Below are 13721 nucleotides of genomic sequence, written 5' to 3'. Positions count from 1 at the left end.
ATACGGCTTTACGTCGGATGGACCGCAATATTTAACGCGTTAGCGCAAAAAACGCGAATCTTGCGAATGTTGTCGCAGAAACTCATTTCGTTGCACTGCGGAGCCCGCCGCTCCGCTTCGCCTTACAGCTTCACGCGCTGCTTGAGCGCCTGCGCGATCATCCCGATATCGATGTCCTTGCCGGGGTTCTTCTGGCAGAAGTCGTACAGCACCGCCACGTAGGCGTTGCCCAGCAGCTTGGTGATGGCGCCTGCGGTGGTGGCGGCGATGGTGCCGCCCACCGCGCTGCCTGCGCCGGGGATGAATTTCAGCATGCCCGACACCAGCGAGCGGCCGATCAGCGTGGCCGCCGATGCGCCCAGCGTGGAGGTGACGAGCGTCGTGATTGCGGTGGTGTCCAGCTCCATGCCGAAGGTGATGCCGATCTTGGCGATCATGCCCACCTGGATGGGCACCAGGGCGAACGCGTCCGAGAACGGGATGGGGGCGGCGGCGGCCGATGCGGCCAGGCCCGCTGCAATGTTCACCTCTATCTCAGCCCGCTTTTTTTTTACTTCCAGGGCCTTCTTGTTGCGGGTCGACAAGGCATTGGCGTAAGCGCGCTGCTGGCCTTCGGGGATGAGTTCGGCCGTGACCCCGATCAGTGCGTCCAGCCCCATCGGCGGCAGCTCGGCATCCAGCTCTTCGATCCATTCCGGCAGCGCGCGCACCGCCACGACGTCCTTGACGCGCGGCAGCAGCTTGCGCGCTTCGTCCACGAAGGGGCTGTTCTTGCGCGCCTTGGTCAGCACCGCGATGACGGGAATGCCGGCGTTGGCCAGCATGTCGCACAGCTCGATCTCGGCGTCTTCCACCCGATGGCTGCTGTCCTGGATGCAGAGCCAGGCCACGTGCAGGTGCTTGTCCTGGTCGTCGGACGCGGCGCGTTCCTGGATCAGGTCGGTCAGTTGCTGGCGCGAACGCGCGTAGTCGCCGACTTCCAGGCCGCGGGTGTCGATGATGGTGAGCGGATGGCCGGGCTTGGTGTAGGCCTGGGTGGACTGGGTAACGGGTTTGCCCGCGCCGGTCTTGGCCAGTTCGCCGCGGAACACCGCATTGATCAGCGTGCTCTTGCCTACGCCCGTCTTGCCGGCGATCAGGATGTTCACGCGGCCGGCGCCACGGGTCGCGGTGCTGATGGCATCGGCGATGGCGTCCTGCAGGGCGGGAGAGTCGGGGCGAAAGGGGTTCATCAGTGGGATGCGCGAGCCTGGGAGGTTACGGGGCAACGATATCAGATGCGTCCGATTTGCGCGTGCTTATCGAATTTCGGGCGCGGTCTGGGAGAAGATTCCGGTGCACATTGATGCAGAAGCTGTTCAGAAAACGATAAAGCGGGGGGCATATGAACCAGGAGACGTCGCCATTGCGGCGCGGTTTGAACGCGCGGCATATTCGTTTCATGGCGCTGGGGTCGGCGATCGGCACCGGGCTGTTCTACGGGTCGGCGGGTGCGATCCAGCGCGCGGGTCCTTCGGTGCTGCTGGCCTATCTGATCGGCGGCGTCGCCATCTTCCTGACGATGCGCGCATTAGGCGAAATGGCCGTCAGGACGCCGGTTTCGGGGTCGTTCGGGCACTACGCCACGCGCTATCTGGGCTCCTACCTGGGTTTCCTGACCGGCTGGAGCTACGCGTTCTCGATGCTGATGGTGTGCCTGGCCGACGTCACCGTGTTCGGTCTCTACATGAGCTTCTGGTACCCGGACACCCCACGCTGGATCTGGGTGCTGTCGATCGTGTGCTTCATCTGCGCGATCAACCTGTGTTCGGTCAAGGTGTTCGGCGAACTGGAGTTCTGGCTGTCGCTGCTGAAGGTCGTGGCCATCGTCACCATGATTGCGGCGGGGCTAGGCGTGCTGCTGGCGGGCATGCGGACGGGCGGCACCACGGCGGCGGACTTCTCCGGCCTCTCCAACTTGTGGCGGCACGGCGGCTTCTTCCCGAACGGCGTGCAGGGCATGATCGCGTCGTTTTCGGTGGTGATGTTCGCCTTCGGCGGTATCGAAGTCATCGGCATGACAGCCGGCGAGGCCCGCGATCCCCAACGCATGATCCCCCGGGCCATCAACTCGGTGCCGGTGCGCATCTTGTTGTTCTATGTGCTGACCTTGACGGTGCTGATGGCCATTTTCCCGTGGCCCGGCATCACCGGCGAGAGCAGCCCCTTCGTGCAGATTTTCAGCGGGCTGGGAATGCCTTCTGCGGCGTCGGTGTTGAACCTGGTCGTCATATCGGCCGTGATATCGGCTATCAACAGCGACATCTTCTCCACGGGGCGCATGCTGTACGGCATGGCCGCCAACGGTCAGGCGCCCATGGTGTTCTCCCGGTTGTCGCGCTTTGGCGTGCCGTGGATGACGGTGGTGGTGATGGGCGTGGCGTTGCTGGGCGGGGTGGTGCTGAACTATCTGTTGCCCGACAAGCTGTTCATGGCCTTCGCATCGATGGTCACGTTTTCGGTCGTGTGGGTGTGGTTGATGATCCTGCTGTCGCAGGTGGCCATGCGGCGCGGCCTGAGCGGCCCGGAAGCCGCCGCGCTGCATTTTCCGGTGCCGTTCTGGCCTTACGGGCAGGCCTTCGCCATCGTCTTCATGCTCTTCATATTCATCGTTCTGGGCGTGTTTCCCGAAACCCGCCTGGCGCTCTTTGTCGGCGTGGGCTGGTTGGCCCTGCTGAGCGCGGCGTACTGGTTGTGGGGGCGGCCTGGTCGTTCCCGCGGCAAACCGCCGTCATTCCAGCGTTCGTGATTTTCCAGGAGGAACCCATGTTGTCGAACCGTCATGAATTCGAACTTCCCGCCTCGATGATCGAGGCCTTTCAGGAAGATGGCGCCGTCTGCGTGCGCCAGTTGTTCACGCCTGACGAAGTCGCGCTGTTGACGCGCGGCATCGAATCTAATCTTGCTGCGCCCAGCCCGCGCGCCAAGGTTGCCAGCACGGCAGACGACCCCGGCTGGTTCTTCGAGGATTTCTGCAACTGGACCGAGAACGAAGACTACCGCCGATTCATCTTCGACAGCTGTGTCGGGTCGGTCGCCGCGCAGTTGATGGGCTGCCCAAGCGCGCGCCTGTATCACGATCATCTGCTGGTCAAGGAACCCAACACGCGCCAGCCGACGCCGTGGCATCAGGACCAGCCCTATTACAACGTGGAAGGCCAGCAGAACTGCAGCATGTGGATGCCGGTGGATCCCGTGGCACGCGAGTCCACGCTGGAGTTCGTGGCCGGATCGCATCGGGGGCCGTGGCTGATGCCGCGCACGTTCCTGGACAGCCAGGCAAGGTGGTTTCCCGAAGGCAGCCTGGCGGATCTGCCGGACATAGAATCAGACCGCTCGGCCTGGAACATCCTGGGTTGGGAGCTGCAACCGGGCGACGCGGTGTTCTTTCATATGCTGACCTTGCACGCCGCGGGCGGCGTAGGCGGTAACCGGCGTCGGCGCGCGTTTTCGCTGCGCTTCCTGGGCGAAGACATGCGGCACGCGCCGCGCCCGTGGCGGACGTCGCCGGAGTTCCCGGGCCTGGCCGACGCCTTGCCGGCTGGCGCGCCCTTGGCGCATGCATTGTTTCCGGAGCTTTGGCCCCGCCGCGTCGCCTGATTCACTTTCAATATCCTGTCGCTTTAGCGCAAAAGGTAATGGAACGTACGAGCGCGGCTTGGGCTGCACTCGTACCAGCGGTGCCTGGTAACCGGTGTTTCTGCACGGTAATGGTGCAGATTCCGGGGCGTCGATCCGCTTTATTCCGGAATGTGGGATGCCGCCTGTTTGCGGGGGTAAACAGGCAAAAAAGGGGCGGGAACAGCTCCCCCCATTGCTGTTACATCTCAAATGTTTCGAACGCGCTTTTGGCGAAAACGCATGAGTAGAATCAGCCGCTCGTAAGGTTTCGCCGCGCTTTCAGCGGCATTGTTCATGCCGCGTTTTGCCCTTGTTCCCCGCTTGCTTTGTTCGCGCCCCTTGACCAAGGGCTTCCGATATCTTTACCGCTACACGCGCGCTGGGGCCTATCGGCACAACGAGACGCTGTGGCCCTTGGTGAAGGTTCGGCGCGAGGGCAGCGAACGGCTGGTGGCATGCGATCTGTTTGGCGTGAAAGGTCCCGGCACGGTGCCGATGGACGACGTGCCGCGCGACATCGCCGGTGACGCGCACCTGATTCTGAGCGGGCCGTCGGTCGCCCAGATCGACTACGCGCAATGCCGGCTTGGCGCCGTCATGGGCGTCAACGGGTCCATCGCGCTGCGCCGGCAGCATCCCACCCTGCGCTTTGACTATTACGCGATGCTGGATGCCGGATTCGTCAAACGCCGGCGTGACCTGGTGGCCGAGGTGCTGTCGCAGGACCTGCTGCTGTTCGTGACGCCCGAGGTGTATCGCTGGATCGCGTTCCTGTTCGCCGCGGACGACATCCGCTGCCGCATTGTTCTGTTTGAAGAAGTGCATCAGCGTGCGCTGCAGGCGCGCGCCACGCCTGAAGCGCTTGAAGCGCAGTTGGCGAATGACCCGGAACTGGTGCTGTTCGACGCGCGCAATCCACAGCACGCGCATGGCTTCAGCCTGAATCCCGCCCGCGGACTGTTCGGCGGTGGAACCGTCGCCTATACCGGCTTGCAGTTGCTGGCCTGGATGGGCGCCCGCACCCTGTATCTGCACGGACTGGATCTGACGGCCAGCGCCGGGCCGCGTTTCTACGAAAGCGCGGGCGCCCAGCTTGCCACCGCGCTGGACCGCCAATTCGCGGGCCACATCGAACCCGCGTTCCGCCAGGCCAGCCGGCTGCTGAGCGCGCGCGGCGTCAAGGTCTACAACTTGTCTGCCGGCAGTCGCCTGGGCGACGACGTGTTCGAAAAATGCCATTGGAGCTGTTTGCTCAATCAAGGGGAATCCCCGCCTTCCCCGCATCCGCTCTCGGGCCCGACATCATGAAGATCCTCTACACCAACTTTCACCAAGGCGACGGCGGCGGGCATACCACCTACGTCATGTCGCTGGCGCGCATGCTGCGCCAGCGCGCCCAGATCACCGTTGCGGCGCCGCGCAGCAGCCGTCTGCTGGCCGAGGCCGACGCCTTGCCCGGCGTGCAGTCGATCGACCTGGAATTCAAGGGGCGGCCGTTCCAGCAACTGAGCGCGTTGCGCCGCTTGCGCGCGCTGCTGCGCAAGGAACATTTCGACGTCATTCATGTGAACGGGTCGGCCGACCATCGCCTTTGCATGCTGGCCACGATGGGCATGGGCGCCAAGCGCCCGTTCATCGTCTACACCCAGCACACTGACCGCACCACCAATAGCCTGGGCGTGCGCATGCGCGCCAAATGGGGCACCAACCGCGTTATCTGCGTCTGCGGCCACACCTTCCGCCGCATGAAGGATTCCGTCTTCCGCAACGAAGACTTGCGGGTGGTGCACAACGGCGTCGACACCGCGCAGTTCCGGCCGGCCAGCGCCCAGGATGCGGCGCAGGCGCGTGCCGCCCTGCTGCCTGCCGCCATGCAGCGCCGGCTCGTGATCGGCAGCAATGCCGGCACGGCCAGCTACAAGAACTGGCTGGACATGGTGACGGCCGTGTCGCTGCTGCCCGACTATCTGCGCGATCAGGTCGTGATCATGATCGCCGGCAAGGAGCCCGACGACCAGCAGCGCCAGCGCGTGACCGATCTGGGCATGGCCGATCAGGTGGTGTTCACCGGCCTGCTGGAAGACGTCGGCCCTTTCCTGGCCGCGCTGGACGTGGGTTTCGTGCTGTCGTCGCGGTTGGAGACGATCTCGTTTGCCTGCCGCGAAATGATGGCGTCTGGCAAGCCAGTCATCGTCAGCAAGATTGGGGGCCTGACCGAGAACGTCACGGATGGCCGCAATGGCTGGGTGGTGCCCCCGGGGTCCGTCAGCAGCGTGGTCAAGGTCGTCAGCGAGATCCTGAAGAACCGCGACGTGGTGGCGCAGATGGGCATCGACGCGCGCAATACGGCGCAGCGGGAATTTTCGCTGGCGCAGTTCGTGGGCCGCACGGAAGAGGTCTACCTGGAACGCCGCGTGGGCTCGGGTGGGCACCTGCGGCTGACGTCGTAGCGCGGCCGGCATCGCTGGCCCCGCCGGGTGATCACGCCACCAGATTGAAGGCCAGGAACATCAGGCATGACCACAGCAGCAAGGCGATGTGCGTCAGTTGCAGCGTGTCCTGGCGTATCCAATACCCGAACCACAGGCCGCTCAAGTGCATGGCCAGCAGGCAGGCGGACAGGGCGGCCAGCGCGCCGTTCAGCCAGGGCCTGGCCGCGGCCAGGTCGCCCTGGATCAGCAGCGCGTAGCACCCTGCCCACGCCAAGGCGGCGCCCGCCGCCTGAAGCAGCAGTACGACGGCCAGGGCTGCGCGGTGCAGGCTGGGCGAACGCTGGGCACGGCTAAGCAAGGGAGTGGGGATGCGGGGTTCCTGCGTCAGTGGCAGCATCGCCATGGTGGCGCCGACCGCAGCGGCGGCTCCGGCGAAATCTCGCCGGTTGTTCAGCGCGGCAAGCGTCAGCCACAGGGCCAGCCCGAGGGCCTGGACGGACAGGAACAGCCAGACGGCAGTAGATGGACTCAAAAGACGGCCCTCATATTATGCAAGAAGTATCTTGCATAATATGAGGGCCGTCCAGTTCATGCAATAAAGACCCTGCCGCCAGGTCAGGGCCGATGCGCTTACTCGCTGTACGTCTTGGTGCTGTACAGGCTGACGGGCAGCAGGTTCAGCACCGGCAGGCCGGACACGGGGTCCTTGGCCTGCTTGTCGATATAGCTTTGCAGCACGTCGGCGTCCAGCACGCCGATGTCCTGGCGGCGCGCGGCGGGCACGTTGGCCAGCGTCCTGTAGCCGTCGCCGCCGGTGGCGTTGAAGCTCAACACGAACAGCTTGTACGTGCGCGCAGCGTCCAGCGGCAGCCAGTTGCCGCTGGCGGCGTCACGCACTTCGATGTTCGTCAAACGACTGCCCTGGGCTTGCGCGGCGTTCACGTCCCAGCGCAGGCCGCCGGCGTACGGGTACGGGCCCGTCGAGCCGCCGGGGCCGTAGACAGCCTGCATGCCGTCTTCCAGCATGCTCTTGACCTCGGCGCCCGTGACCTCCAGGCGCCAGAGCATGTTGCCGAACGGAACCACTTCGATCACATTGGCCGCCGTCACGTTGCCCAGCAGGGGCATGCGCACGCCGCCGCCGCTTTGCAGCGAGATGTCCGCGCCGCCGTAGTTGGCGTTGGCCACGTCCAGATAGGCCTGCGCCACCAGCTGCTGAATGTCGCCGCCGCGCAGGCTGACGCTGCCCAAAGTGTTGCACGCCGCGCTCGAACGGCTGTAGTCGCGCGAACCCGGGCCGCCCGGCACGCGGCGCGAGCACAGTTCCTGCGGCACCGAGGCGACCAGGCTGGCGCTGAAGGCGTCGACCTTTGCCTTGAACGGCTGCAGCACGCTTGTGGCTTGCGCGTCCGGTTGCTGGATGCGCAAGAAACCGCTGGCAGCCACATCGGCCAGGATGGCGGTCTTGTCCGCGGGGGCGGGCGCGGCGCCGGCCACCGTGAACGCGTCGCCCATCAGCACGTGGGGCGTCCCGGCGCAAGCCGTCACGTCGCCATTGGCATCGAAGCTGACCTTCAGTTCGCCGACCACTTGCGAGTATTCCCAGGCTTGAACCAGGCAAACGCGCTTGCCGTCCTTGTTCTGCAACACGGTCGGGTAGGCGCCCGCGGGCGAACCCACGCCGTAGGCCGTCATCGTGTCGGGGCCCAGCAAGGTGTGCGAATCACCGCCCACCACCACGTCGACGCCGCTCAAGTTTGGGATGATCTGCTTGTCGTAGTCGTAGCCGATATGGCTCATCACCACGATCTTGTTCACGCCCTGCGCGCGCAGCGCATCGATCTGTGACTGCGCCGCTGCCGTCTCGTCAGAGAACAGCGTGCCGACATCCGGGCTGGACGATTGCTGCGTCTTGTTGGCGATCGTCAGGCCGACGATGCCGATGGGCTGGCCGTCGCGTTGCAGCACGATGGACGGCTTGACGAGCCCGGGCGCGCGCGACGGGTTCAGCGCCGAGGCGGCGGCGAACGTGACGTTGGCGCTCAGCAGCGGGGTCTGGCACGCACCGGCATGCAGCAGGTCGATAAAGCGCTTCAGGCCGCTGTCGCCCTTGTCGAACTCGTGGTTGCCGAGCGTCATCGCGTCAAAGCAGACCGTGTTCATCATGGCCGCATCGGCCTCGCCGGCTTCACCGGCGCGGTTGAAGTACAGCGTGCCGGTGTTGGCGTCGCCCGCGTGCAGTTTCAGCACGTTGGCCGACTGCGCCGACAGCGCGTTGAAGGCGCCGGTCACGCGCGGAAAGCCGCCCACTTCCACGTTCACCGCCACCGGCGTGCCGGCGGCGTTCTTGAGTTTCAGGTCCTTCTTCCTGCTGTCCAGATTGGAGTGATGATCGTTGATGTGCAGGATCGTCAGCTCCATCGGCCGGCTGGCCGCCGGCTGCTCCGGCGCGGGCTGTTCCGGCGCCGGGGCGGACGTATCGTTGTCGTCGTCATCGCTGCCGCCGCAACCGGCCAGCAATAAGGCGCTCAGCATCGCGGCGCCCGCATTCCTCTTCCACGTAATCATTCGTGTGATCCCTCATTTATGAAGGGCGAATGGTTGCGGCCGAAGATGACGTGAAGATGAATGACAGGGCTGTCATCAACGCGCGCGGCGCTGTCTTGCCGATGTCATGAAAACAGGCAGGCCCGGCGCTTGACGCACCGGGCCTGCAAGTGACTGCCGAGGGGGGAAAGGCTTAGAAGTGGATCACGGTGCGGATCGACTTGCCTTCATGCATCAGGTCGAAGGCTTCGTTGATGCGTTCCAGCGGCAGCGTGTGCGTCACGAACGGATCCAGGTCGATCTTGCCGCTCATGGCGTCTTCCACCATGCCCGGCAATTGCGTGCGGCCCTTGACGCCGCCGAAGGCCGAACCGCGCCAGACGCGGCCGGTGACCAGCTGGAACGGGCGGGTGCTGATCTCCTGGCCGGCGCCGGCCACGCCGATGATGATGCTTTCGCCCCAGCCCTTGTGGCAGCATTCCAGCGCGGCGCGCATCACGTGCACATTGCCGATGCACTCGAACGAGAAGTCCACGCCGCCGTCGGTCAGTTCGACGATGACGTCCTGGATCGGTTTGTCGTGATCCTTGGGGTTGATGCAGTCGGTGGCGCCCATGGCGCTGGCCAGCACGAACTTGTTCGGGTTGGTGTCCACGGCGATGATGCGGCCAGCCTTGGCCTGCACTGCGCCCTGGATCACGGCCAGGCCGATGCCGCCCAGGCCGAACACGGCGACGGTGTCGCCTTCCTTGACCTTGGCGGTGTTGTGCACGGCGCCCAGGCCGGTCGTCACGCCGCAGCCCAGCAGGCAGACCTTTTCGTGGGGGGCGGCCGGGTTAATCTTGGCCAGCGAGATCTCGTTGACCACGGAGTATTCGCTGAACGTCGAGCAGCCCATGTAGTGGTACAGCGGCTTGCCTTCGTAGCTGAAGCGCGACGTGCCGTCGGGCATGACGCCCTTGCCCTGGGTGGCGCGCACCTTCTGGCAGAGGTTGGTCTTGCCGGACAGGCAGAACTTGCACTCGCGGCACTCGGCCGTGTAGAGCGGGATGACGTGGTCGCCCGGCTTGAGCGACGTGACGCCCTCGCCGACTTCCACCACGATACCTGCGCCTTCGTGGCCCAGCACGGCCGGGAACAGGCCTTCGGGGTCGTCGCCGCTGAGGGTGAAGGCGTCGGTGTGGCAGACGCCGGTGTGCGTGATCTGCACCAGCACCTCGCCGCGCTGCGGGGGCGCGACGTCGATTTCAACGATTTCCAGCGGCTTGCCGGGTCCGAATGCGACTGCTGCGCGTGATTTCATAGCTTTACTCCACGAATGTCGGCTGGGGTTATTTCAGATAGGAACGGACGATGCGCATCAGCTGGTCGACTTCGGCTTCGGCGTCGATCGCGGCGTTTTGCGGCCCGCCCTGGGCGGATTGCAGAAAGGTTTCCCGAAGATGGCTTTCCAGCACTTCGGCCATCAGGCCGGTGGCGGCGCCGCGCAAGGCGGCCAGCTGTTGCAGCAACGCGCCGCACTCCGTGCCAACGTTCACCGCGCGTTCCAATGCTAACGCCTGCCCCTGGATGCGGCGCAGGCGGGTAACGACACGCTTTTTCTCTTCCGGCGAGTGCGGCACGGCAGGCTCCGAGAACGATACAGGGGGGGAGTATAGATGAGGCGGCGGCCCGCCGTCCAGTGCGGGGGCGGCGCACTACTGCGGTTCGCAAGACCTCTGTACCTGTCTATACTTGATCCCGAACGATTTGCGAATTCTTTCGGCGCCCAACAGGATTTCCCCGTGGCCTCTTCCCCTCCCAGATTGCCCGTCCAGGCCAATGCCCTGCCCGCCCCGCTGTACGCGCAGGTCAAGCAGATGATCGCGCAGCAGATCCGCAGCGGCGCGTGGCCCGCGCACTACCGGGTGCCCTCGGAAAGCGAGCTGGTCGATGAACTTGGGTTCAGCCGCATGACCATCAACCGCGCGCTGCGCGAGCTGACTTCCGAAGGCTTGCTGGTACGCATGCAGGGCGTGGGCACCTTCGTGGCGCAGCCCAAGGCGCGCTCGGCGCTCTTTGCCGTCAACAACATCGCCGACGAGATCGCGGCGCGCAACCATCGCCATCACAGCCGCGTGGTGCGCCTGGCCGAAGAGCCGGCCGGCGCCGAGCAGGCGCAGGCGCTGGAGATCCGCGCCGGCCAACCGGTCTATCACTCGGTCATCGTGCATTACGAAGACGACGTCCCCATCCAGTTGGAAGACCGCTATGTGAATGTGGGCCTTGCACCCGACTACCTGAAGCAGGATTTCACGCAAAGCACGCCGTACGAATACCTGACGCGCGTGGCCCCGCTGAGCGAAGGCGAACACGTGGTCGAGGCCATCCTGGCCAAGCCCCGGGAATGCCAGCTGCTACAGATCGAACGCGAGGAACCCTGTCTGCTGATCAGCCGCCGCACCTGGTCCGGCGACCGCGCCGTCACGCTCGCCCGTCTGATCCACCCGGGTTCGCGCCACCGTCTGGAAGGCAAGTTCACGACATGAAGCAAGCCGAAGTCCGTCTCTACCGCGCCGCCGACTATCCGCGCATGCCGTGGCGCAACGGCGCCGGCACCACGCAGGAGGTCGCCTGCAATCCCGGCGGCAGCGCCGCCGATTTCGACTGGCGCCTGTCCATCGCCGACGTGGCGCAGGACGGTGGCTTTTCAGCCTTCACTGGCTTGCAGCGCATCATCACCGTGCTGGAAGGCCGGGGGATTCAGCTGACCGTGGAAGGCCGCGAACAAGCGCCGCTGGCGCCGCGCCAGGCCTATGCGTTTTCGGGCGACGCGCAAGTGCAGTGCCGCTTGCTGGACGGCCCGATCCGGGATTTCAACCTGATCTACGCGCCGGCACGCTGCCACGCCCGGCTGCAATGGGTGACGGGCGCTGGCCCGTGGACTTTCCATAGCGCCGCGCGGAGCGTGCTGGTACTGAACGCCGGTGCGGCGCTCACGGTAGGCATTGATGCTGCGGTGCACACGCTGCCGTCGCGCTACGACTGCCTGCACGTCGAGGGGCAGGAAGGCCTGGCCGAATATCGGCTGGAAGGCGCGGCCCCGCTGGACGCCTGCGTGATCGAGCTGTCGCCGCGAAGGGCTTGAACACCCTGATATGTCTGAGGCCGCCTTGAGCGGCCCTTTTTTTCGCCCTCCGTCCGCAGCCAGGCGCCTGCCATTTTGGTTTCATCGCTAGGGAAATCCCTGACCAAAATTCTGGTCTACCTATCTTGTATATACAAGCATAGTCATCCTATGATGCAGGCAACCGGCGCGCATTCGATACGCGCGCAGCTGAACCGATCAAGGAGAGTCTCTTGGACCAATCGAACCGATACCGCGATGTCGTCATCCGTGCCCCGCGCGGCCACAAACTGACGGCCAAGAGCTGGCTGACCGAAGCCCCCTTGCGCATGCTGATGAACAACCTCGACCCGGACGTGGCCGAGAACCCCAAGGAACTGGTGGTCTATGGCGGCATCGGCCGCGCCGCCCGCAATTGGGACTGCTATGACAAGATCGTCGAATCGCTCACCAACCTGAACGACGACGAGACCCTGCTGGTGCAATCGGGCAAGCCGGTCGGCGTGTTCAAGACCCATGCCAACGCCCCGCGCGTGTTGATCGCCAACTCGAACCTGGTACCGCACTGGGCCACGTGGGAACACTTCAACGAACTGGACGCCAAGGGTCTTGCCATGTACGGCCAGATGACCGCCGGCAGCTGGATCTACATCGGTAGCCAGGGCATCGTGCAAGGCACGTATGAAACCTTCGTCGAAGCCGGCCGCCAGCACTACGGCGGTAACCTCACGGGCCGCTGGGTGTTGACCGCCGGCCTGGGCGGCATGGGTGGCGCGCAGCCGCTGGCCGCCACGCTGGCAGGCGCTTCGTCGCTGAACATCGAATGCCAGCAGGCCAGCATCGATTTCCGCTTGCGCACCCGTTACGTGGACGAGCAGGCCGACGACCTGGACGACGCGCTGGCGCGCATCGCCAAGTACACCAAGGAAGGTCGCGCCGTTTCCATCGCGCTGTGCGGCAATGCCGCCGACATCCTGCCCGAACTGGTGCGCCGCGGCGTGCGCCCGGACATGGTCACCGACCAGACCAGCGCGCATGACCCCCTGAACGGCTACCTGCCGTCGGGCTGGACCTGGCAGGATTACCGCGAACGCGCCAAGCGCGAACCGGCTGCCGTCATCAAGGCCGCCAAGCAATCGATGGCCGTGCACGTGCAAGCCATGCTGGCGTTCCAGCGCCAGGGCATCCCCACCTTCGACTACGGCAACAACATCCGCCAGATGGCCAAGGAAGAAGGCGTGGCGGACGCGTTCGACTTCCCCGGCTTCGTGCCCGCCTACATCCGGCCGCTGTTCTGCCGCGGCGTGGGCCCGTTCCGCTGGGCCGCGCTGTCGGGCGACCCGCAAGACATCTACAAGACCGATGCCAAGGTCAAGGAGCTGATCCCGGACGACGCGCACCTGCACCACTGGTTGAGCATGGCGCGCGAACGCATCAGCTTCCAGGGCTTGCCGGCGCGCATCTGCTGGGTGGGCCTGGGCCAGCGTGCCAAGCTGGGCCTGGCGTTCAATGAAATGGTCCGTTCCGGCGAACTGTCGGCGCCCATCGTCATCGGCCGCGACCACCTGGATTCCGGGTCCGTCGCCAGCCCCAACCGCGAAACCGAATCCATGCGCGACGGTTCGGACGCCGTGTCCGACTGGCCGTTGCTGAACGCGTTGCTGAACACTGCCAGCGGCGCGACGTGGGTGTCGCTGCACCATGGCGGCGGCGTGGGCATGGGCTTCTCGCAGCATTCCGGCATGGTCATCGTGTGCGATGGCACGGACGAAGCCGCCGAGCGCATTGCCCGCGTGCTGGCCAATGACCCCGGCACGGGCGTCATGCGCCATGCGGATGCCGGCTACGAGATCGCGATCGAATGCGCGAAGGAACAGGGCCTGAACCTGCCGATGGTGACCGGCAAGCGTTAGGTCGGCAACCCGGCATGCGGGCAGGGCTGTTCTCGCTGCCCGCATGTCGCCAATCAATACTTT

General features: G+C 65.1%; 12 protein-coding genes. 7 read left to right on the top strand and 5 right to left on the bottom strand.

What is annotated here, in order from left to right; genetic code table 11:
- Positions 1-122: 122 nt before the first annotated feature.
- On the bottom strand, positions 123-1232 hold the full coding sequence (locus AC3WMU_RS25900; protein ID WP_315134788.1) for a YcjF family protein: 1110 nt from the start codon (positions 1230-1232) through the stop codon (positions 123-125).
- Between the two features lie 152 nt (positions 1233-1384).
- On the opposite strand from AC3WMU_RS25900, the gene AC3WMU_RS25895 reads away from it, so the two are divergent.
- The 4 genes from AC3WMU_RS25895 (at position 1385) to AC3WMU_RS25880 (ending at position 6110) form a co-directional block, all read left to right on the top strand.
- Positions 1385-2788 (top strand): amino acid permease, encoded by a 1404-nt coding sequence (locus AC3WMU_RS25895; protein ID WP_492283155.1) that lies wholly within the window; start codon positions 1385-1387, stop codon positions 2786-2788.
- A 17-nt stretch (positions 2789-2805) separates the two neighbouring features.
- Positions 2806-3639: a phytanoyl-CoA dioxygenase family protein gene (locus AC3WMU_RS25890; protein WP_424625645.1), complete on the top strand. Its 834-nt coding sequence runs from the start codon at positions 2806-2808 to the stop codon at positions 3637-3639.
- A 315-nt stretch (positions 3640-3954) separates the two neighbouring features.
- On the top strand, positions 3955-4968 hold the full coding sequence (locus AC3WMU_RS25885; protein ID WP_492283154.1) for a WaaZ-like lipopolysaccharide core biosynthesis protein: 1014 nt from the start codon (positions 3955-3957) through the stop codon (positions 4966-4968).
- Positions 4965-6110 carry a glycosyltransferase family 4 protein gene (locus tag AC3WMU_RS25880; protein ID WP_492283153.1) on the top strand — a complete coding sequence of 382 codons (1146 nt, stop codon included), beginning with the start codon at positions 4965-4967 and terminating at the stop codon, positions 6108-6110. The genes AC3WMU_RS25885 and AC3WMU_RS25880 overlap by 4 nt, the downstream gene beginning before the upstream one ends.
- A 31-nt stretch (positions 6111-6141) precedes the next feature.
- Here AC3WMU_RS25880 and AC3WMU_RS25875 read toward each other — a convergent pair whose 3' ends face one another.
- The 4 genes from AC3WMU_RS25875 to AC3WMU_RS25860 all read right to left on the bottom strand — a co-directional run bounded on the left by AC3WMU_RS25875 (position 6142) and on the right by AC3WMU_RS25860 (position 10261).
- Positions 6142-6624 (bottom strand): DUF2165 family protein, encoded by a 483-nt coding sequence (locus tag AC3WMU_RS25875; RefSeq protein ID WP_006226775.1) that lies wholly within the window; start codon positions 6622-6624, stop codon positions 6142-6144.
- Positions 6625-6722: 98 nt separating this feature from the next.
- Positions 6723-8660, bottom strand: a complete 1938-nt coding sequence (locus AC3WMU_RS25870; RefSeq protein ID WP_454676017.1) for a bifunctional metallophosphatase/5'-nucleotidase — start codon at positions 8658-8660, stop codon at positions 6723-6725.
- 172 nt (positions 8661-8832) lie between these two features.
- On the bottom strand, positions 8833-9942 hold the full coding sequence (locus AC3WMU_RS25865) for an S-(hydroxymethyl)glutathione dehydrogenase/class III alcohol dehydrogenase (RefSeq protein ID WP_006226777.1): 1110 nt from the start codon (positions 9940-9942) through the stop codon (positions 8833-8835).
- A gap of 28 nt (positions 9943-9970) precedes the next feature.
- Positions 9971-10261, bottom strand: a complete 291-nt coding sequence (locus AC3WMU_RS25860) for a metal/formaldehyde-sensitive transcriptional repressor (protein ID WP_006226778.1) — start codon at positions 10259-10261, stop codon at positions 9971-9973.
- 162 nt (positions 10262-10423) lie between these two features.
- Here AC3WMU_RS25860 and hutC point away from each other — a divergent pair, with 162 nt between their 5' ends.
- The 3 genes from hutC to hutU all read left to right on the top strand — a co-directional run bounded on the left by hutC (position 10424) and on the right by hutU (position 13658).
- On the top strand, positions 10424-11167 hold the full coding sequence (hutC, locus tag AC3WMU_RS25855) for a histidine utilization transcriptional repressor HutC (protein WP_175216767.1): 744 nt from the start codon (positions 10424-10426) through the stop codon (positions 11165-11167).
- Positions 11164-11766, top strand: coding sequence for a HutD/Ves family protein (locus AC3WMU_RS25850; protein WP_492283152.1), 603 nt, complete (start codon positions 11164-11166; stop codon positions 11764-11766). Before hutC ends, AC3WMU_RS25850 begins: the two co-directional genes overlap by 4 nt.
- Positions 11767-11978: 212 nt before the next feature.
- Positions 11979-13658 (top strand): urocanate hydratase, encoded by a 1680-nt coding sequence (gene hutU, locus AC3WMU_RS25845; RefSeq protein WP_006226782.1) that lies wholly within the window; start codon positions 11979-11981, stop codon positions 13656-13658.
- Positions 13659-13721 lie beyond the last annotated feature (63 nt).

Source organism: Achromobacter sp. FW305-C-13, from assembly GCF_058783475.1.
The sequence above is the reverse complement of the archived record's forward strand: the minus strand, read 5'-3'. Positions and strand labels throughout refer to the sequence as shown.

Excerpts from the sequence above, each read along its gene's own strand:
- AC3WMU_RS25900 (WP_315134788.1), bottom strand. The coding sequence starts at position 1,232 with ATGAACCCCTTTCGCCCCGACTCTCCCGCCCTGCAGGACGCCATCGCC.
- AC3WMU_RS25895 (WP_492283155.1), top strand. The coding sequence starts at position 1,385 with ATGAACCAGGAGACGTCGCCATTGCGGCGCGGTTTGAACGCGCGGCAT.
- AC3WMU_RS25890 (WP_424625645.1), top strand. The coding sequence starts at position 2,806 with ATGTTGTCGAACCGTCATGAATTCGAACTTCCCGCCTCGATGATCGAG.
- AC3WMU_RS25885 (WP_492283154.1), top strand. The coding sequence starts at position 3,955 with ATGCCGCGTTTTGCCCTTGTTCCCCGCTTGCTTTGTTCGCGCCCCTTG.
- AC3WMU_RS25880 (WP_492283153.1), top strand. The coding sequence starts at position 4,965 with ATGAAGATCCTCTACACCAACTTTCACCAAGGCGACGGCGGCGGGCAT.
- AC3WMU_RS25870 (WP_454676017.1), bottom strand. The coding sequence starts at position 8,660 with ATGATTACGTGGAAGAGGAATGCGGGCGCCGCGATGCTGAGCGCCTTA.
- AC3WMU_RS25865 (WP_006226777.1), bottom strand. The coding sequence starts at position 9,942 with ATGAAATCACGCGCAGCAGTCGCATTCGGACCCGGCAAGCCGCTGGAA.
- AC3WMU_RS25850 (WP_492283152.1), top strand. The coding sequence starts at position 11,164 with ATGAAGCAAGCCGAAGTCCGTCTCTACCGCGCCGCCGACTATCCGCGC.